Source organism: Adlercreutzia sp. ZJ242 (genome assembly GCF_011038995.1).
Taxonomy (GTDB): Bacteria; Actinomycetota; Coriobacteriia; order Coriobacteriales; family Eggerthellaceae; genus CAAEEV01.
On record NZ_JAAKEE010000013.1, the window covers coordinates 1 to 19,397 of the forward strand.

General features: G+C 70.2%; 18 protein-coding genes. 2 read left to right on the plus strand and 16 right to left on the minus strand.

Translation table 11 applies throughout. From position 1 onward, the window contains the following. Positions 1-249 precede the first annotated feature (249 nt). From recO to G7Y49_RS04710, 14 genes are all read right to left on the minus strand, one after another. Positions 250-1,014 (minus strand): DNA repair protein RecO, encoded by a 765-nt coding sequence (gene recO / locus G7Y49_RS04640; RefSeq protein ID WP_165171539.1) that lies wholly within the window; start codon positions 1,012-1,014, stop codon positions 250-252. 6 nt (positions 1,015-1,020) lie between these two features. Next, entirely contained in the window at positions 1,021-3,081 is a 2,061-nt protein-coding gene (locus tag G7Y49_RS04645) for a PASTA domain-containing protein (protein WP_165171541.1), read from the minus strand. A gap of 182 nt (positions 3,082-3,263) precedes the next feature. Continuing rightward, positions 3,264-4,190 carry a GTPase Era gene (gene era / locus G7Y49_RS04650; RefSeq protein WP_165171671.1) on the minus strand — a complete coding sequence of 309 codons (927 nt, stop codon included), beginning with the start codon at positions 4,188-4,190 and terminating at the stop codon, positions 3,264-3,266. Positions 4,191-4,241: 51 nt separating this feature from the next. Then, positions 4,242-4,760 (minus strand): diacylglycerol kinase family protein, encoded by a 519-nt coding sequence (locus tag G7Y49_RS04655; protein ID WP_165171543.1) that lies wholly within the window; start codon positions 4,758-4,760, stop codon positions 4,242-4,244. A 9-nt stretch (positions 4,761-4,769) separates the two neighbouring features. Continuing rightward, a complete protein-coding gene (gene ybeY / locus G7Y49_RS04660; RefSeq protein ID WP_165171554.1) occupies positions 4,770-5,315 on the minus strand; it encodes an rRNA maturation RNase YbeY in 546 nt (181 codons plus the stop codon). Between the two features lie 21 nt (positions 5,316-5,336). After that, positions 5,337-6,302 (minus strand): PhoH family protein, encoded by a 966-nt coding sequence (locus G7Y49_RS04665; protein WP_165171556.1) that lies wholly within the window; start codon positions 6,300-6,302, stop codon positions 5,337-5,339. A 228-nt stretch (positions 6,303-6,530) separates the two neighbouring features. Next, positions 6,531-7,799 carry a tRNA (N(6)-L-threonylcarbamoyladenosine(37)-C(2))-methylthiotransferase MtaB gene (gene mtaB / locus G7Y49_RS04675; RefSeq protein WP_165171558.1) on the minus strand — a complete coding sequence of 423 codons (1,269 nt, stop codon included), beginning with the start codon at positions 7,797-7,799 and terminating at the stop codon, positions 6,531-6,533. Next, complete coding sequence (locus tag G7Y49_RS04680; protein ID WP_165171560.1) at positions 7,799-8,638, minus strand: 16S rRNA (uracil(1498)-N(3))-methyltransferase; 840 nt, start codon at positions 8,636-8,638, stop codon at positions 7,799-7,801. Before G7Y49_RS04680 ends, mtaB begins: the two co-directional genes overlap by 1 nt. Positions 8,639-8,708: 70 nt before the next feature. Continuing rightward, complete coding sequence (gene dnaJ, locus G7Y49_RS04685; protein ID WP_165171562.1) at positions 8,709-9,848, minus strand: molecular chaperone DnaJ; 1,140 nt, start codon at positions 9,846-9,848, stop codon at positions 8,709-8,711. A 119-nt stretch (positions 9,849-9,967) separates the two neighbouring features. Next, positions 9,968-11,017: a heat-inducible transcriptional repressor HrcA gene (gene hrcA, locus G7Y49_RS04690; RefSeq protein WP_165171564.1), complete on the minus strand. Its 1,050-nt coding sequence runs from the start codon at positions 11,015-11,017 to the stop codon at positions 9,968-9,970. A gap of 239 nt (positions 11,018-11,256) precedes the next feature. After that, positions 11,257-12,369: a radical SAM family heme chaperone HemW gene (gene hemW / locus G7Y49_RS04695; RefSeq protein WP_165171566.1), complete on the minus strand. Its 1,113-nt coding sequence runs from the start codon at positions 12,367-12,369 to the stop codon at positions 11,257-11,259. Beyond that, the gene (dusB, locus tag G7Y49_RS04700; protein WP_165171568.1) at positions 12,359-13,330 is read right to left on the minus strand and encodes a tRNA dihydrouridine synthase DusB; all 972 of its coding nucleotides are present in this window, start codon (positions 13,328-13,330) and stop codon (positions 12,359-12,361) included. Before dusB ends, hemW begins: the two co-directional genes overlap by 11 nt. Before the next feature lie 9 nt (positions 13,331-13,339). After that, positions 13,340-13,537, minus strand: a complete 198-nt coding sequence (locus G7Y49_RS04705; protein WP_165171570.1) for a hypothetical protein — start codon at positions 13,535-13,537, stop codon at positions 13,340-13,342. Positions 13,538-13,652: 115 nt separating this feature from the next. Next, positions 13,653-14,318, minus strand: coding sequence for a DNA-3-methyladenine glycosylase (locus G7Y49_RS04710; protein ID WP_165171673.1), 666 nt, complete (start codon positions 14,316-14,318; stop codon positions 13,653-13,655). A 252-nt stretch (positions 14,319-14,570) separates the two neighbouring features. On the opposite strand from G7Y49_RS04710, the gene G7Y49_RS04715 reads away from it, so the two are divergent. Beyond that, positions 14,571-15,212: a flavodoxin family protein gene (locus G7Y49_RS04715; protein WP_165171572.1), complete on the plus strand. Its 642-nt coding sequence runs from the start codon at positions 14,571-14,573 to the stop codon at positions 15,210-15,212. Positions 15,213-15,461: 249 nt separating this feature from the next. Here G7Y49_RS04715 and lepA read toward each other — a convergent pair whose 3' ends face one another. Then, on the minus strand, positions 15,462-17,270 hold the full coding sequence (gene lepA, locus G7Y49_RS04725) for a translation elongation factor 4 (protein WP_165171574.1): 1,809 nt from the start codon (positions 17,268-17,270) through the stop codon (positions 15,462-15,464). Positions 17,271-17,707: 437 nt separating this feature from the next. Between lepA and rpsT the strand changes: the two genes are divergently transcribed. After that, positions 17,708-18,208 (plus strand): 30S ribosomal protein S20, encoded by a 501-nt coding sequence (gene rpsT, locus G7Y49_RS04730; protein ID WP_165171576.1) that lies wholly within the window; start codon positions 17,708-17,710, stop codon positions 18,206-18,208. Positions 18,209-18,406: 198 nt separating this feature from the next. Here rpsT and holA read toward each other — a convergent pair whose 3' ends face one another. Then, positions 18,407-19,375, minus strand: coding sequence for a DNA polymerase III subunit delta (gene holA, locus G7Y49_RS04735; RefSeq protein WP_165171578.1), 969 nt, complete (start codon positions 19,373-19,375; stop codon positions 18,407-18,409). Between the last annotated feature and the right edge of the window lie 22 nt (positions 19,376-19,397).

Here is a 19,397-nt window from a genome sequence, read left to right on the forward strand (position 1 = left end):
AGTGCTCACAGCCGCGCACAGCGCCAAGGTAAAAAGTACCAAAGGGTAAACCTGTCTGAATCCCAGCTAACAGGCCTGTTAGCTGGGGATATGAAGTCGACTACCGTTCGCCGGTGTCAAAGACGGGAGTATACGATAGCGACACCTCAAAAGCAAGGGGAAATCGAAGGGATCGGAGCGGGAGTCTCGCCCGAAGTCGCCCGAAGTCGCGCCGTCCCTCCCCGAAGACGCCACGCCGCGAGAACAGGCTCAGAGCAGGCCGCAGGTGAGGAGGAACTGGACCGACTTGAGGCGAACGCCGAGGTGGGCGGCGGCCCAGGCCTGGCAGAGCTGGAGCAGGTCGACGCCGGCCTGCGCGGGCGCGTCCATCTGCTCGATCTGGGCGAAGGTGGAGGCGATGAGCGCGCACGCCCAGGCGCGGGTCTGCTCGGGCAGAAGCGTCGTCTGGACGCGGGACGCGCAGCGCGCGCACACCACGCCGCCGTCGGGGGCCGAGAAGCGCACCTGCCCCGCCGCCGGCTCCGCCGGGCTCCCGCACGCCACGCACGCCTCCAAGCTCGGACGCAGGCCGGCGAGGGAGAACGCCTTCAGCAGGTGGGCCGCCGTGATGACGGGGACCTGCGCCACACCGGCGCGCGCGAGCGAGTCGAGCGCCACGCCGGTGGCGGCGAAGAGGCGCGGCGCGCAGACGTGCTCGAGCGACACGCGCTCGACGAGCTCGGAGGCGCACGCGGCCCCGGCAGCGCGCTCGACGCTCGTGCGCAGCGCGTCGCGGGCCTTGGCAAGGCGCGCCTCCTTCACGATGTCGAGGCTCCTGCCCCGCGCGCACAGGAGGTCAACCTCGCTGTAGAGCTCGAGGCGGCTCGCGAACGAGCTGCGCGGCTTGCGCGCGCCCTTCGCCACCGCGCGCAGCTGGCTGCCGTCCTCGGCGAGCAGCGTGAGGATGAGGTCGCTCTCCCCCAGCTTCGTCTTGCGCAGGACGAGCGCGCGGGCGCGGTAGGTGGGCGCGGCCACGGCCGATCAGGCGCCCTGCTTCATCACGGGGGTCGTCGACACGATGCTGTCGTCATCGTCCCAGGTGATGGAGCCTTTGAGCGTGGCCTTCCCGCTTGGGTTCTCCACGGCGATGCCGAAGATGAACCCGACCTCGACGCCCTGGATGCTGAAGCTCACCGTGTCGTCGCCGACGTAGGCCAGCTCGAGCGTGTTCGGCTTGGTGTTGTAGACCTTGCCCGCATAGGTGATCACCGGCGAGTCGGTGAAGAAGTTGCGCGTGTACTCGATGAGGTCGGTCGAGCGGTTGTGCGCCACGTAGAGCGTGACCGCCGAGCCCGAGGGGAGCTTCGTGCCCGCCGCCGGGTCGGTGGAGACGGCCGTGCCCTCGGGGATGTCCTCGGTGTTGTACGGAGCCGTGGTCACCTCGTAGCCCTCAGCCTCGAGCGCGCTCGTCGCGTCGGCGGTAGACAGGTCCTTCACCTCGGGAACCGTGTAGGACTGCGCGATCTCCACCGTGACGGGCTCGCCCGCCTTCGCGCGCGTGCCCGGCTCAGGCGTGACCGACAGCGCCGTGCCCTCAGGTTCGTTCGACTTCACGAGCGCGTACTCGACGCGCTCGAAGCCCTCGGCGGCCATGAGCTTCTCCACCTCGGCCTGCGGCTTGCCGACGACCTCGGGAACGATGCGCGCCGTGGCGATGCGCAGCGTGATCTCGCTGCCCTTGCTCGCACGCTCGCCCGCCGCCGGATCGGTCTCGAGCACGAGGCCCTCGACCTCGTCGGACTTCACCTGCGTGGCCAGGGTGGCGAAGCCCTTCTCCTCGAGCAGGTAGCGCGCGTCAGCCTGCGACTTGCCGGCGACGTCGGGGATGACCTTGCCGCCCCAGAGCTCGGCGTTGTAGGTGAGAAGCGCAACGGCCGCGCAGGCGACGACGCAGGCGATGACGATGCCGGCGATGGCCGCCTTGCGGGGACGAGGGCGGGCGGGCTTGTCAGAATCGTCAGCGCGGTCGGCGGATTCGGCGAAGCTGCGGGACGTGGACGGCTGGTCAGCCTGCTCGGCGGATTCGGCGCGCTCAGGCTCAGGAGAAGGCGCGGATGCGGCCTCGATCGGGGTTCCGGGCGCTTCTTCCGCCTTGACCTCAGGCGCGAGCGCAGCTTCGGGTGCAGCCTTGGCCTCAGGTGCGGGCTCGGGCTCTATGACGGGCAGGTCCTCGAGCGCGTGGTGCGTCCCCGGCGCTGCGACGACTCCCTGCTTCTGCAACTCCCTGGCGCGCTTCGTCTGCTCGCGTTCGAGCTTGCGCTGCGCCCTCTTCTGCCGGCGCGCCTCCTTGCGGTCGACCTCGGCGCGGAAGGAGGTGGCGCGCGGCACCGGGTCCTCCTCGATGCGCGGGAGCTCCATGGTGTCGCCGGCGCGACCCGACGACGAGGGCGGCACGTAGCTCGAGTCGACGAGGCGCTCGAGCCCCGAGAGGTCGGCGGTCACCTCGGCCGAGATGCCCTTGGGGCCGAACATCGCGCGCGCCTCGGCGAAGGGGGTGTCGGGACGGGGCTCGATGGCCTCGGGCTTCTTGGCGTCTGCGCCGCGCGCCTCCTCGGCAGCGGGCTTCGCGGGCTTGTCAACCGAAGGGATGTCAAGCTTCGCAGGCGTCGCAGGCGCGGGAGCGCCATCGGGGTCAGCGGTCTCCTTCGGAGCCTCGTCGTCCTCAGCAGGCGCTGATGATGCCTTCGCGGGCTCCGACGCACCCAGCTCGGACGCGTCCTCAGGTGCAATGTCGGGTACCGACACGATGGACGGCACCTTGATGACGGGCGGCACGGCGTCGCGCAGCGCGCGCACCTCGCCGAGCGCCTCGGCGATCACCTGGTTGGGGGCCGCGTCAGCCGGCGCCGATGCATCGGGCGCAGCCTCGGGCGCATCGGGCGTGCTTTTCCCGGCGCAGGCGGCCTGCGCGCTCGCGTCGGCCGCGGCAGACTCCTCTGAGGCGGCCGCGGCTTCAGCAGCCATCGTGCGCAGGTCGAACCCGCACTCGTCGCAGAACTTGGCCTCGGCGCGATTCTCGGTTTTGCAGTTAGGGCATATCATGAAAGGGTTCTCCTCGTTACGGCTGCGCCCATTATAGCCAAAAAGAAACCCCACATGAATTTCGTTGCCAATTCACATCAAGTTCACCTGCGAAAAGGACGCCCGAGGACGGCGCTCGGCAGCGGGAGAGTCCCGCGGCGCCGCACCGCCGTCGAGCGCCGCGCGCCGAGCGGAGGGCGCGCTTACAGCCCCTCGCCGTAGCCGAAGCGGCGGATCTGGTTGGCGTCGCGCCGCCAGTTCTTCTTCACCTTCACGCGCAGGTCCAAGAACACGCGCGTGCCCAGGAGCTGCTCGAGGTCGCGCCGCGCCTCGGTGCCGATCTGTTTGAGGGCGCTCCCCCGCTTGCCGATGATGATGCCCTTCTGGCTGTCGCGCTCCACGTAGACGATGGCGTAGATGCGCGTCAGGTCGGTCTTGCGCACGTACTCCATCTCCTCGACCACCACGCCGATGGCGTGCGGCACCTCGTCGTGGAAGCCCCGCAGGATCTTCTCGCGGACGAACTCGGCGATCATGACCTCGAGGGGCTGGTCGGTCTCCATGTCGGGCGGGAACCACGCGGGGCCCTCCGGCAGGAAGTACGTGACCTCCTCCACGAACGCCTCCACGTTGTAGCCCGTCTCCGACGACAGCGCCACCATGGCGTCCCAGTCGGCGAGCCCCTCGGCGGCCTCGCGCTGGGCGGCGATCTGCGCCTCGGTCGCCAGGTCGCACTTCGACAGCACGCAGATCTTCCTCGCGCCGCGCGCCGCGCGCACCTGCTCGGCCACCCACGCGTCGCCGCGCCCGATCGGCGCCGAGGCGTCGATGAGCATGGCTGCCACGTCGACGTCCTCGAGCGCCTTGATGGCCGAGGTGTTGAGCTCCTCGCCGAGCGCGTCGTGCGGCTTGTGCAGGCCGGGCGTGTCCACGATGATCATCTGGAAGCCCTCGCGCGTGAGCACGGCGCGGAAGCGGTGGCGCGTGGTCTGCGCGGTGTCCGAGGTGATGGCGATCTTCTTGCCCATGACGGCGTTCAGAAGCGTCGACTTGCCCGCGTTCGGGCGGCCGACGAGCGTGACGAAGCCCGACTTGAAGCCGTCGGGCAGGGCGTCGGGCGTGCCGCCCATGGGGTTCTCGGCGAAGAAGGCGTCCAGGTCCATGTCAGTTCTCGTTTCTCGTTAGAGGATGAGCGCGCAGAGGCGCGGCAGGAACACGATCGCGGCCACGACGAGCGAGGCGCCCGCCGCGAGGTACACCGCCCCGGCGGCGCAGTCCTTCGCGCGCTTGGCGAGCTCGTTCCACTCGGGCGACACCAGGTCGACCACCGACTCGACGGCCGTGTTCACCACCTCGAGCGCCATGACGAGCGCGATGCAGACCACCACGGAGAGCCAGCCGGCCTCCGAGATGCGAAGCGCGAAGCCGAGCGCCACGGCGAGCACGGCGAACGCGCTGTGGATCTTGAGGTTGCGCTGCGAGGTGAAGGCGTAGGCGATGCCCTCCCACGCGCAGGAGAACGCGCGGAAGAGCGTGAAGCGCGCGTGCGCGCTGGCGCGGCTGTCGGCGGCGTGGCGCACGAAGCGCGCCTCGTCGGGGGCGCTGTCGCGCGCTGGCGCGGCCTGCGCGGTGGACGTCTCGGATGCGCCCGCGCGGGAAGGCGCGCCCGGCGCGTCAGGTATGTTCGGCTGGCGGGACATGCGCGCTCCTCAGTGCTCGCCGCGGGCGCGGATGGTGTCGTCGCGCACGTGGCGCACGCCCTCGTGCCCCGCATCGGCCCACAGCCCCAGGATCTCGCGCTCGCGCGCCTCCATCTCCTCCGCCTCGTCGTCGGCGATGTGGTCGAAGCCGGCGAGGTGGAGCAGGCCGTGCACGAGCAGGAGCGTGACCTCGCCCTCGAAGGTGGTCCCGTACAGGTCGGTCTGGCGGCGCGCCACGTCGGGGGCTATGACCACGTCGCCGAGCTCGAAGGGAAGCTCGTCGCATGCGGCGCCCGTCGCGCCGTCAGGCGGAAGCAGGGCCTCGTCGAACGCGTCGTCCGCGCCGTCGCACTCGAACGACAGCACGTCGGTGGGGCCGGCCTTGCCGCGGAACTCCTCGTTCAGCGCGGCGATGGCCTCGTCGGTGACGAAGCTCACGGACACCTCGGTGCTCTCGGGCATCTCCTCGGCTTCGAGCACGAAGCGCACGAGGTCCTCGACGGGCAGCGCGCGCAGCTCGTCAGCGCGATGCGCGTAGTCGACGTAGATCTCCATGGGGCTCCTCTCCACCTTGCCTCAGGACCGACTCGCCGCGGAGGCCGCCCGGTCGTAGGCCGCCACGATGGCGGCCACGAGCGAGTGGCGCACGACGTCCTTGCCGGTGAACGTGCAGAACGCGATGTCGTCGACGCCCTCGAGGATGCTGCGCGCCCGCGTGAGGCCCGAGGCCCCGCGCGGCAGGTCAATCTGCGAGGCGTCGCCGGTGATGACCATCTTCGAGCCGAAGCCCAGGCGCGTGAGGAACATCTTCATCTGCTCGGGGGTGGTGTTCTGCGCCTCGTCGAGGATGATGAAGCTGTCGTTCAAGGTGCGCCCGCGCATGAAGGCGAGCGGCGCGATCTCGATGGTGCCCGCCTCGATGAGCTGGTTCACGCGCTCGGCGTCGCACATGTCGAAGAGCGCGTCGTAGAGCGGGCGGATGTAGGGGTCGACCTTCTCGGTGAGGGTGCCGGGCAGGAAGCCGAGGCTCTCCCCCGCCTCCACGATGGGGCGCGTGAGGATGATGCGGCCGACCTCCTTGCGCTTCAGCGCCGCGACCGCCATGGCCATGGCCAAGTATGTCTTGCCCGTGCCGGCCGGCCCCATGCCGAAGGTGATGGTATGCGCGCGGATGGCGTCGACGTAGCGCTTCTGCCCGGTGGTCTTCGGGCGCACCGCGCGCCCGCGGTACGTGAGCAGGACGTCCTCGCGCAGCGCCGTGGGCGAGAACTCCGCCGTGCGCATGAGGTCGAGCGCGTGGCGCACGTACGCGGCGTCGGGCACGTCGCCGCCCTTCACGAGCTTGACGAGGTCGGAGAAGATGGCGGTGAGCGACTGCACCTCGACGGGGTCGCCGACGAGCGAGATGGCGTTGCCGCGCACGGTGATGCGCGCCTCGTAGGAGTCCTGCAGCGTGCGCAGGATCTCGTCGGCCTCGCCGACCACGAGCGCCATGCTCACGCTGTCGGGGATGGTGAGGGTAATCTGTGTCTGATCGGTCATGCGGCTATTGTAGCAGAGCGTAGAGTCGTACGGTCCCGGGTAGCGCCTCGGGAGCCCGGGCAGAGCTCAGTCGCTCGGACAGTCCTGCTCGCACGGAAGCGCCGCTGGCGCTTCCGGCTCGTGCGGAACTCGCTTGGTGAGCACCGCCCGAGCTCCCGAGGCGCCGGACCCCCTGCGACATCACTAAAACCAAGGGATATAAGAAGAACCTTTTTGGACTGCATGATGTTAGAGCTTCACTTGGATCAGGGCGCCGGGCTTTGCGTTGGCGGGGGCGGTTGCCTCGTGGTAGCTCTCGGTCATGGCGCGGCCGGATTCCTCCACGAGCGCGAGCTCGCTGGTGCCGGCGCGACGCGCCCGGTCGGCGGCGCGCAGCTCGTCGGAGAGCGCGCGCAGGCGGGCGGCGCGCGCTGCCTTCACGGGCGGCGGCACCTGGTCGGCGCGCGCGGCGGCAGGCGTGCCTGCGCGCTGCGAATAGGGGAACACGTGGATCTTGCTGAACGCGCAGGCGCGAGCGACCTCGAGCGTCTCGGCGAACTCCCCCTCCGTCTCGCCGGGGAACCCCACGATGACGTCAGTGGTGAGCGAGAGCGCGGGCACCTGCGCGCGCAGGCGGCCCACGAGGCCCTTGAACTCCTCGGCGGTGTACGGGCGGTCCATCTCGCGGAGCACCTTGGTGCTGCCCGACTGCAGGGGCAGGTGCAGGTGGCGGCAGACGCGCCCGTCGGCGCGGGCGAGCAGGCTCGCGAAGTCGTCGTCGACGTCCATGGGCTCGACGGAGCTCACGCGGAAGCGGCACGGCGGCTCGCCGGGCTCATGCAGGCGCGCGGTGGCGGCGAGGAGCTCTTCGAGCAGCGCGGCCAGGCCCTTGCCCTCCCAGCGATACGAGCCGAGGTTGATGCCCGAGAGCACGACCTCGCGCACGCCCGAGGCGGCGAGCGCCACGGCCTCGGCGAGGACCTCGGGCGCCGGCCGGCTCGTCGCGCGCCCGCGCGCCACGTGCACGATGCAGTAGGTGCACGCGTTGTCGCAGCCGTCCTGCACCTTCACGCCCACGCGCGTGCGCGACGAGAAGAGCGCGAGGCCAGGCTCGCAGGCCGTGGGTGTCTCCGCGGCGGCGGCGCCCGCGCCCGCACGTGGGGCCTCGTCCGCCGCAGGCCCCGTCTCCGCGCGAGCGGCGTCGGCGAGCCACAGGCCCATGCCGGCCTTGGGGACCACGCTCACGCGCGCGTCCATGGACGAGAAGGCGTCCTCGTCCATGGCCGCGGCGCAGCCGGTGACCGCCACGCGGGCCGACGCGTTGGCCCGCAGCGCATGGCGGACGGCCTTGCGCGTCTTCTTGTCGGCCTCGGCGGTGACCGTGCACGTGTTCACCACGATGAGGTCGGCCTCCTCCTGCGGGGCCTCCACGCCGCCCGCCGCCAGAAGGAGCCGCTCGAAGCCGTCCGACTCCACGCGGTTCACCTTGCACCCCAGGTTGACCACGGCGAACCGCATCAGAGGCCCCCCGCCCCGAGCGCCTCAGACGCCCCGAGCGCGCCGCCCGCGTTGCCCATGCCGCCGAGCTCGTAGAGGACGAGCGCCGGCGCCACGACGCCGGCCGTCTCGGTGCGCAGGATGGACGGCCCGAGCGACACGAGACGCGCGCGGGGGTTGCACGAGAGCAGGCGCTCCACCTCCTCGGGGGCAAGGCCGCCCTCGGGGCCCACCACCACGGCCACGCGCGCGTCGGCCGCCACGGCGCAGCCCGCATGCGCCAGCGCGTCGGAAAGCGCCGCGCGCATCGTCGCCGTTTGGGGCGCCTCCTCCCAGCACACGAGCACGGCGGTGGCGTTCGCCACAAGCTCGCACGCCTCGGGCAGGCCCAGAGGCTCGCTCACCTCGGGCACCGCGCGGCGTCCCGCCTGCATGGCGGCGCTCTTCGCGACGGCCTGCCAGCGGCTCCGCTTCGCAGCGGCCTTCTTGGCGTCCACCTTCATCACCGAGCGCGCGCACTTCAAGGGCACGAACGCCTCGACGCCCACCTCGGTGGCATGGCGGATGACCGTCTCCATCTTGTCGCCCTTGGCGAGCCCCTGGAGCAGGATCACGCGCGGGCCGTCGTCAGGCGCGTCGAGGCGGCGCGCGATGCGCACGAGCGGCACCGCGTCGTCGAAGGAGACGACCTCGCACTCGAAGTAGTCGCGCGCCGCGTCCACCACGGCGACGTGCTCGCCGGGCGCGAGGCGCAGCACGCGGGCGTGGCGCGCGTCGTCGGGCGCGAGGCGCAGCGGGAACACCGCGGCGCCTTCGCCGGCGAGCACCTGGTCATCCAGGAAGAACTGGTGGAGGGACAAGGAGTCTCCTTTGCAACGGGAGGAAGGCGAGCGCCGTCGGCGAGGCCAGCGGCGGCCGGGGTCCTTCAGGCTAGAACATGTCGCGGAGCTTCTGCAGGGGCGAGCGGGCCTCCGAGACGTCCTCGCCCATCTCGTCGGCGAGCTCCTCGAGGATCTCGCGCTCGCGCTTCGAGAGGCGGCGGGGGATCTCCACCTCCACGTGCACGTACAGATCCCCGCGCGCGTCCGAGCGCAGGCGCGGCATGCCGAAGCCCTTGCAGCGGATGACCTGGCCGTTCTGCGTCCCCTCGGGGATGCGCACCGGCACTTCCTCGTCGTCGAAGATGCCGTCGACCTCGATCTCGGCGCCGAGCGCCGCCTGGACCATGGGCACGCTCACCTGCACGTGCAGGTCCTCGCCGTCGCGCTCGTAGAACTCATGCGGCTGGATGCGCACGGTGACGATGAGGTCGCCCGCCGCCGCGCCCTGCATGCCGGCCTCGCCGAAGCCCGACACGCGCAGCTGCTGGCCGTCGCGGACGCCCGCGGGCACCTCGACCGACACCTTCTGGCGGTCGGGCACGCGGCCCTGGCCCTCGCACTCCGGGCAGGGGTTCTCGATGGACGAGCCCGTGCCGTGGCACTTCGGGCACGTGGAGGACGACTGCATGTCGCCGAGGAAGGTGCGCTGCACGGTGACCACGCGGCCCTTGCCACTGCACTCCGGGCACGTGACCTCGCGGCCGCCCTCGCCGAGGCCCGAGCCGTCGCAGTCGGGGCACGGCGCCAGGCGGTCGTACACGATCTCCTTCTTCACGCCGCGCGCGACCTCCTCGAGCGTCAGGCGCAGCCCGATGCCCATGTCGCGGCCCTCCTTGCGCACCGTGCGCCCGCCCCCGGCGCTCCCGCCGAAGAAGGTGGAGAAGATGTCGCCCATGCCGCCGAAGCCGCCGCCGAAGAGGTCCTCGAAGTCGACGTAGCCGCTGCCGCCGCCGTACGGGCTCGAGCCCGCGGCGCCCGGGATGGTGCCGAAGCGGTCGTACTGCGCGCGCTTGTTCGCGTCGGAGAGCACGTCGTACGCCTCGTTGAGCTCCTTGAACTGGTCCTCCGCGTTGGGAGCCTTGTTCACGTCGGGGTGCAGCTCGCGCGCCTTGTGGCGAAACGCCTTCTTGATCTCAGCCTCAGAGGCGTCCCGCGAAACGCCGAGCACCTCGTACAAGTCTTTAGCCATGGGTTCGTAATGCCTTTCTGTCACCTATCTCGAACGCGCGGCCCCGAAACCGGCCGCGCCTTGTTACCTTGCTGCCTCGAGGGGTCTCCCCCGCCGTCGCTCTCGCCCGCGCCTTCGCCTCACTCGTCCCTCAGCACGTGCTGGGCCGCGCGCACGGCGCGGATGACGCGCGTGTAGTCCATGCGCGTCGGGCCGATGACGGCGACGATGCCCTCGCCCTCGCCGCGGCCGTAGGTGCTTGCGATCACCGACACGCCGGAGAGCTCGACGGCCGCGTTCTCGCGCCCGATGCGCACCATCACGTGCTCCCCCTCCGCGCCGGGCGCGTCGTCAGGCGCCTGCGCGGGCTCCGCGGGCGCGGACGCCTCGTCGAACACGTGCAGGAGCACGGAGTCGTCCTCGAGCACCTGCACGAGGGGAAGGAGGGCGCTCGAGCTGCTGAACTCGGGCTTGCGCAGAAGCGAGCTCATGCCGAGCCGGTGCGCCCGCCCGATGTTGTTCTCCTGCAGACACGCGATCACCTCGTCGAGGATGAGCTGCACGAGCGGGTCGCGCAGGGCCTCGTAGGTCGGCGCGTCGAACCCCTCGCGCAGCTCACGCACCGACTTCCCGGCGAACAGGCGCCCGAGCAGGTTCTGCACGCCGGCGAGCTCGTCAGGCGTGACCTCCTCGGCGAACGCGACGCTGCGGTTCGCCACGCGGCCGTCCTCGGCCACGATCACGATGAGCGCGCGGTAGTTCGACAGCGAGATGAGCGAGAGCTGGCGGATGTGCGCGGAGAACGACGGCGCCATCACGATGGAGAGGCAGTCGGTGAGGCGCGCGAGCGCGGCCGAGGTCTGCTCCATGAGCGCGTCGAGCTCGCTGGCGCTTGCGCGCAGCTCGTCGACGATGTCGCGGTGGGGGTGCTCCTCGGCGGCGAGGCCGTGGCTCAGAAGCTCGTCGACGAAGGCGCGGTAGCCCGCGTCGGTGGGGATGCGGCCGGCGGAGGTGTGGGGCTGCGTGATGTAGCCCGCGTCCTCGAGGGCGGACAGGTCGTTGCGCACGGTGGCCGGGCTCACGCCGAGCTGATAGCGCTCGGTGAGCGTGCGCGACCCCACGGGCATCGCCCGCTCGACGTACTCCTCGATGAGCGCGCTCAACACGCGCTGCCGCCTGTCGGATAGCACGGCACTCCTCCTTCGGCGCTTGGCCGCCTTCCGGCCTTCTGCCTTCTCCTCTCCTGCCTGCGGGCACGTGGACGCAGGCCGCGCAGCGCAAGCTCTCGCAGCATTTTAGCAGCCTCGGCCCCCGAGTGCTAAACGATTGGAGGGAACCGCCGAAAATTCAACGCAAGCGCCATAATGCGCAGGCGCGCGGCGCCTCGGCGCAGACGTGTACGCGGCACGGCGCCTCGGGTGCGCCTGCGCTACGGGGCGAGGTCGAAGATCCGCCCGTAGAGCTCGTTGCCGCACAGCCAGCCGCGGCTCGTGGGACGCCAGCGACCGCCTTCGTGCACGGCCAGGCCGTCGCGCGCAAGGCCCTCGAACACGCCGCGCGCGGCGGGCAGGAGCGCCGAGGCGCGCGCCAAAAGCTCGTCGCTCACGCCGCGCGACATGCGCATGCCGAGCATGAGGTCCTCGGCGAGCATCTGCGCGGGGTTCAGGTCGTCGGTCACCTGGCCGTCCTGGCGCCGCATGCGGCGCGTGGCGTTCTGCGTCATCGTGGCGGCCGACAGCCCGAGCCCGAGGTAGGGCTTCCCCGTCCAGTAGGCGGTGTTGTGCCTGCTCTCGAAGCCCTCCCGCGCGTAGCTCGCCACCTCGTAGCGGTGAAGCCCCGCGCCTTCGAGCACCTCCGCGGCGGCCTCCATGTGCTCGGCCTCCACGTCGTCGTCGGGCTCCATGAGCTCGCCGCGCATCACCATGCGCGCGAACGGCGTGTGGTCCTCGATGGTGAGCGGGTACACGCTCACGTGCGTGACGCCGAGGCGCACGGCCTCCTCCGCGCTCGCGCGAACGTCCTCGGCGGACTGCCCGGGCAGGCCGCACATCACGTCCACGCTCACGTTCTCGAAGCGCGTGAGCGCGGCGTCGACGGCGCGTCGGGCCTCGTCAGCCGTGTGCGCGCGGCCGAGCACGCGCAGCAGGCGGTCGTCGAAGCTCTGCACGCCGATGGACAGCCGGTTCGCGCCGAGCGCCCACATGTCGCGCACGAGGCGCTCGTCAAGGCTCTCGGGGTTGCACTCGACGGTGCACTCCATCTCAGGCGTGAGGTGCATCGACAGCCCGAGCGCGTAGAGCAGCTGCGAGAGGTGGCGCGACCCCACGTGGCTCGGCGTGCCGCCGCCGACGTACACCGTCTCCACGCCCGCGAGCTCGCCCTGCTTGCCCGCGCGGCGGATCTGCATCACGAGGTCCTCCACGTAGCGCGTGATCTGAGGGTCGTCGGCGGGCACGGCGCGCGTGGCGAAGTCGCAGTACAGGCAGCGGCTCACGCAGAACGGCACGTGGAGGTAGAGCGCCTGGTACGGGTCATGAGGCATGTTCGCTCGCAATCTGCTCGAGCTCGTCGAACACGCGGCCGAAGTCCTCGAGCGTGGTGCAGTAGTTGATCTTGCCGCGCGCGGCCGCGGCGCCGGGAAGCCCCGCCACGTACCACATGGCGTGCTTGCGCATGCGCACGATGTTGCGCCCCTCGCGGCACGCGAGCAGCGCGGCATGGCGCCTCGCCATGGACAGGCGCGCCGCCACGTCGGGGCACGCGGGCTCCGCCTCCCCCGCCAGCGCGGCCTTCACCTGGGAGAACAGCCACGGGTTGCCCTCGGCGCCGCGGGCGATCATCACCGCGTCACAGCCGGTGGCCGCGCGCATGCGCACCGCGTCGGCGCCTGAGCGGATGTCGCCGTTGCCCACCACGGGGATGGACACGGCCTCCCTCACGCGCGCGATCGCGCCCCACTCGGCGCTGCCACGGTAGAGCTGGGCGGCGTAGCGCCCGTGCACGCAGACGGCGTCGGCGCCGGCGTCCTCCATGCGCCGCGCGAACTCGGGCGCGGTCTCCTCGCCTTCGCTCCAGCCGCGGCGGAACTTGCAGGTGACGGGGTGCGCCACCGCGGCCTTCACCGCGCGCACGATACGGGCCGCCACGTCCGGGGCCTTCATGAGCGCGCTGCCGTCGCCCTTGCTCACGATCTTGCGCGCGGGGCAGCCCATGTTGATGTCGAGGTACGCGAGCGCCTCGCCGAGCTCGTCCTCCACCCAGGCGGCCTGGCTCGCCATGGTGTCGGGCTCGTGGCCGAACAGCTGCACGCCCACGCTCCTCTCGCCTGCGGCCAGCGCGAGCAGATGCCGCGTCTTCTCGTTGGCGTACGAGAGCCCCTTCGCCGACACCATCTCGGTGAAGGCCAGGTCAGCCCCCTGCTCCAGGCACAGCGTGCGAAACGCGACGTCGCTCACGCCCGCCATCGGCGCCAGCAGCACCTCGTATTTGCCGAACAGAGCCATGCGGGCGCCCTAGATCGAGGCGCCGCTGCCGATTGAGCCGACGATCACCACGAACACGGCTACGAGCACCACGGCGATGGCGACGACGACCGCGAGCGCGCACCCCGCGCCGCGCATGCCGCGGGAGCGGGCGCGGTCAAGCTCCTCGGCGCACTTCTTCTCGTCGAAGGGGTCGTTGAGCCAGTCGTATTCCCGGGTGCTCTTCATGGGTCTCCTTGTCGCTTTCGCCGTCGGTTTCACCAGAGACTGTCAGGGTACCCCAAATCGCGTCCTCCGTGCCGAACCTGCGCAGAATCACCCCGAAACACCGCTTGCTGGCGCGTCAGCGCCCCTTCGGGGCGTAGTCGCGGTCGTATCCGGGGACGTCCATGTGCGATATCTGCCAGAAGTACAGGCTCGCGACGGTGCAGTAGGGGCTGAAGCGCCGGCGGTACCTCTCGAACAGCTCCCTGCTGACGTCGCGGTGGTGGTAGACCATGCGGATCCCGCGGTGTATGCCGACGTCGTCAAAGGCGAACACGTTCATCCTGTTCATGCTGAAGATCAGGACCATCTCCGCCGTCCACCTCCCGACGCCCCTCAGCGACGTGAGCGCCTTGACGGCCTCCTCGTCGCCCATGCGCGCCAGCGCGTCGAGGTCGAACTCGCCTGATCGGACCGCGTCGGCGAAGGACTTGATGTAGCCCGCCTTGCGAAACGTCATGCCGCAGCTCTGGAGGGCGTCAACGCTCAGGGCGCCGACGGCCTCGGGCGTCACGGGGTCGCCGGCCTTCACCGCGAGGCGGCCGAGGACGGTCTTGAGCGCCGACGTCGAGATCTGCTGGCCGACGATGCTCTTCACGACCGAGGCGAACACGTCCCCGTCTGCGGGACGGCGGATGCTGCCGACGGCCTCGATGGCCCGCGCCAGCTTCCTGTCCTTCGACATCAGGTACGCGGTTGCCGCGGCGTCGTATCGGACGAAGCCCGGCTCATCGCAGCTGTACATCACGCGCCCTCCCCTCAAGATGAGACAAGGGTAGTTTACGCGCCCCTTTGCGCAGAAGCCAGGCAGCGCGGGGAATCCGGCTCGCCGAAGAAGCGAGAGGCGGCCACGGCGTCAGACAGGCGGCATGCTCCTCCGATGAGCCCGCTTCTGCGCCGCAGCATGGCATCGCAGCTGACAGCCTCTGCTCCGAACTGGCTGCGCAAGCGCTACAATGGCGCTTGGACGAAACAGCGACGAGAGACGAGGAGACGCATGAAGGTCCTGCTCATCAACGGAAGCCCGCGCCGGGAGGGCAACACGAACCGCACGCTCGAGGAGGCGGCCGCCGCGCTGCGCGCCGAGGGCGTCGAGGCCGAGATCGCCTGGATCGGCAGCAAGCCGGTCCGCGGCTGCATCGCCTGCGGCGCCTGCGCGCGCAGCGGGGAGAGCCGCTGCGCGTTCGACGACGACTGCTGCAACGAGCTCATCGGGAAGGCCGCGGCGGCTGACGGCATCATCGTCGGCTCGCCCGTGTACTACGCGGGGGCCGCGGGCTCGCTCATCGCGCTGCTCGACCGCATGTTCTACGCCGGCGGGTCGCTCCTGCGCTTCAAGCCGGCCGCGGGCGTGGGCGTGGCGCGGCGCGCCGGCGCCGTGGAGGCGGCCGACCAGATCAACAAGTACTTCCAGATCAACTGCATGCCGGTGGTCTCGAGCACCTACTGGGGCCTCGCCTACGGGCGCACCCCCGGCGAGGCGGAGCGCGACGGCGAGGGCCTGCACACCATGCGCCAGCTCGGCCGCAACATGGCCTGGATGCTGAAGAGCCTCGAAGCGGCGCGCGAGGCCGGCATCACGCCGCCCGAGATCGAGCCGAAGGTGATGACGCACTTCGTGAGGGACGACCTCGCCTAGCGCGAAACCGCATCCCCTCGCAGGGTGCGGCGGGAGCCCGGGCGGTGCTCACCAAGCGAGTTCCGCACGAGCCGGAAGCGCCGGCGGCGCTTCCGTGCGAGCAGGACTGTCCGAGCGACTGAGCTCTGCCCGGGCTCCCGCCGCACCTCCCGGGACTGCCCGAGCGATCGAATACCACCCAGACCCCCGACGCGACGCGCGGAGCTGTTCGGCGTCCCAAGCCGCCAGCGGGCGACGCCAGCTCGCAGGCTACTCGTCCACCTTCAGGATGGCCATGAACGCCTCCTGCGGCACCTCGACGCTGCCGATGGCCTTCATGCGCTTCTTGCCGGCCTTCTGCTTCTCGAGCAGCTTGCGCTTGCGCGAGATGTCGCCGCCGTAGCACTTCGCGAGCACGTCCTTGCGCTTCGCCTTCACGGTCTGGCGCGCGAGCACGCGCCCGCCGATGGCGGCCTGGATGGGCACCTCGAACATCTGGCGCGGGATGATCTCCTTGAGCTTCTCGCAGAGCACGCGCCCGCGGTCGTACGCCTTGTCGCGGTGCACGATGAACGACAGCGCGTCGATGGGCTTGCCCGACAGCAGGATGTCGAGCTTCACGAGGTCAGAGGGCTTGTAGCCCAGAAACTCGTAGTCGAGGCTCGCATACCCCTTCGTGTTGGACTTCAGCTTGTCGAAGAAGTCCATGATGAGCTCGGACAGGGGTATCTCCCAGAGCATCTCCACCGTGGTCGGCGACAGGTAGTTCATGGTGACGAAGGTGCCGCGGCGGGCCACCGTGAGGTCCATCACCGCGCCCACGTAGTCGGGCGGGATGAGCACCTTGGCCTTGAGGTAGGGCTCCTCGATGCGGTCGAGCTCGCCGGGGTCGGGCATCTCCTGCGGCGAGTGCAGCGACACGCACGCGCCCGTCCCCTTCCGAAACGCGTGGTACTCCACCGAGGGCGCCGTGGCCAGAAGGTCGAGGCCGAACTCGCGCTCGAGGCGCTCCTTGATGACCTCCATGTGGAGCAGGCCGAGGAAGCCCACGCGGAAGCCGAAGCCGAGGGCGTGCGACTTCTCGGGCTCCCAGATGAGCGCCGGATCGTTGAGCGAGAGCTTCTCGAGCGCCTCCTTCAGGGGCTCGTACTGGTCGCCGTCGATGGGGAACAGGCCCGTGTACACCATGGGCTTGGCCTCGCGGTAGCCCGGCAGCGGCTCGTCCACGCCGCCCTCCATGAGCGTGATGGTGTCGCCCACCTTCACCTGGCGCACGTCCTTGAGGCCCGTGACCAAGTACCCCACCTCGCCGACGGAGAGGTCGGGCAGGGGCGTCTCCGCGGGACGGCGCGCGCCCACCTCCTCCACGAGCACCTCGGTGCCCGTTGCCATCATGCGGATGCGGTCGCCCTTCCGCATGGAGCCGTCGACCACGCGCACGAGCGCCACCACGCCGCGGTAGGGGTCGAAGTAGCTGTCGAAGATGAGCGCGCGCAGGGGCGCCGCGGCGTCGCCCACGGGCGCGGGGATGTTGTACACCACGGCCTCGAGCAGGTCGTGCACGCCCTCCCCCGTCTTGCCGCTGGCCAGAACCGCGTCGTCGGCAGGGATCGCCAGGCCGTCCTCGATCTCGGCGCGCACGCGCTCGGGGTCGGCGGCGGGCAGGTCGATCTTGTTGATGAGCGGGATGATCTCCAGGTCGGCGTTCATGGCCATCATGGCGTTGGCCACCGTCTGCGCCTCGACGCCCTGCGTGGCGTCCACCACGAGCACCGCGCCGTCGCACGCCGCCAGCGAGCGCGACACCTCGTAGGTGAAGTCGACGTGCCCCGGGGTGTCGATGAGGTTGAGCTGGTAGGTCTCGCCGTCGTCGGCCGTGTAGTTCACGCGCACGGCCTGGCTCTTGATGGTGATGCCGCGCTCGCGCTCGATGTCCATCGAGTCGAGCAGCTGCTCCTGCATGTCGCGCGCCGAGACCGTGCCCGTAAGCTCCAGGATGCGGTCGGACAGCGTGGACTTGCCGTGGTCGATGTGCGCGATGATGGAGAAGTTCCTGATGTGGGAGGGGTCGAAGCTCATGTATCTTCCTCTGGCGTGTTCCTCATGTAGGCGCGGGCTCGCTGCGCGCCTCGCCTGTCTCTTATGTCAGTCGAGACGCTATTGTATCGTGACATGCGCGATTTTTTTCACATTCTTCGTGCCTGCGCGCAATTTCTCTGGTATTCTACTGCCTTGCGTATTCAGCGATACGTGCGGGCATGCCGAAGCGTGCCCCATCCGCAGACGTGGCTGCACATGAGGATTCGAGTCGCTGGATGACCAAACGGTCGCAAGGCAGAAAATCCCGCCTGCCTTGAGCACGCTCCCTCTCTCTGAGCGAGCGTGCACTTGCGCGCCTCTTCGCGCGCCCGTTGGCATCCCGCCCCGGAATCCTCACGTGCACCCACCTCCTGCAGCGCTGATGCGCCCGGTCGCTGACCACCTGCTCAACGCGTTGATTCACAAGGAGGATCGAAATGGCAAACATCAAGTCGCAGAAGAAGCGCATCATCACCAACGAGAAGGCGCGCATGCGCAATCGCGCCGTCAAGGCCGAGCTGAAGACGGCCACCCGCCACGTCAAGGACGCCGTGGCCGAGGGCAACGGCGCCGAGGCGTACGCCCGCGCGCTGGCCGCCTGCCGCCTCATGGACAAGGCCGTCTCCAAGGGCGTCATCCACAAGAACCAGGCCGCGAACCGCAAGAGCGGCATCATGGCGCTCGCCAACACCATCGTGACCGACGCCGACCGCGCCGCCTACGTGAAGCCCGAGCCCAAGAAGCAGGAGAAGACGGGCAGCAAGAAGGCCGCCGCGAAGGCCGCCCGCAAGGAGGCCATGGCCGCCGCTTCCGCCGAGAAGGCGAAGCGCCGCGAGGCCCACATGAAGGCCGTCAAGGCTGCCGAGGCCCGCAAGGCCAAGGAGGCCGAGGAGGCTGCCAAGGCCGAGGCCGCCGAGGCTGATGAAGCGGCTGAGTAGCTTCATCGCGCCGGGCGGCACGCGCCCGCAGCAAGGCTGACGCAGGGCCCGCGACCATGAGTCGCGGGCCCTGCTTCGTTTGGGGAGCTCATGCGAGCGAGGGGCGCTCGTGCGGGCGGACGCGTGGGATGGCGCAGGTGGGCGCGTGGGATGGCGTGCGAAGGGGCGTGCGGCGCAAGCGCGCTCGCAAGCTGCCGCCTAGCGCTTGAGGGTGGCGACGAGCCAGTCGCAGAAGGCCGCGTCCGGGTCGGCGCCGCTCTTCATGGCGCGCTCGGCGTCGCGGGCGGTGCAGATGGCGCGGCGCAGCTCGGAGGACGTGAACTGGCGCGCCCACGTGGCGTGGTGCTTGCACTTCCAGTCGGGCATGCCGAGCGCGCGGGGAAGCTGCGCCACCGAGCCGCGGCGCATGAGCGACTGCGCGCAGAGGAGCTCGCGCGTGCGGTTCACGCACATGGCGATGAGCGCGTGGGGCGACGCCGACTCCATCATCTGCAGGTAGCGCAGGCACTTCTCGAGGTCGCGCGCGGCGAACGCGTCGACGAGCTCCCACGGCTTCACCTCGGCTGTGCGCGCGACGAGCGAGATCACCTCGTTCTCGTTGACGGCGTCGCGGCCGCGGTGCGCCAGCGCGATCTTCTTGATCTCGTTGTCGAGGTGCACCGTGCTCTCGCCGACGAGCTCCACGAGCTTCGAGGCGGCGCCCTCGGTGAAGGTGACGCCGTGTGCGGTGGCCATGGCGCGCACCTGGCGCGGCAGCTCGTAGCGCTTCGGCGGCGTGCAGTCGATGACCGCGCTCTTGCCGACTGCGGCGACCGCCTTGTACAGGCGCGTGTTCTTCGCAAGCTTCTCGGCCTCCATCGCGAGCACCGTGGTGGGGCTCGGCGCCTTGAGGTAGGCCACCACCGCCTCGGAGTCGGCCTTCTTGAGCTTGTCGGCGTTGCGCACGTAGACGAGGCGCTTCTCGCTGGCGAAGGGCATGGTGTTGCACGCCGTGACGACATCGGCGCCCGCGACCGCCTCGCCGTTGAGGTCCTCGGAGTTGAAGGAGAGGTCGCCGTACGCCTCCATGCGCGTGCGCAGGCGCGCGAGCACCGCCGCGCGCTTCAGCGCGTCCTCCCCCACCACCAGGTAGGCGGGGAGCAGCTCGGTGTTCTTCGGGGTTGTCATGCATCCCATTGTACCCGAAGCG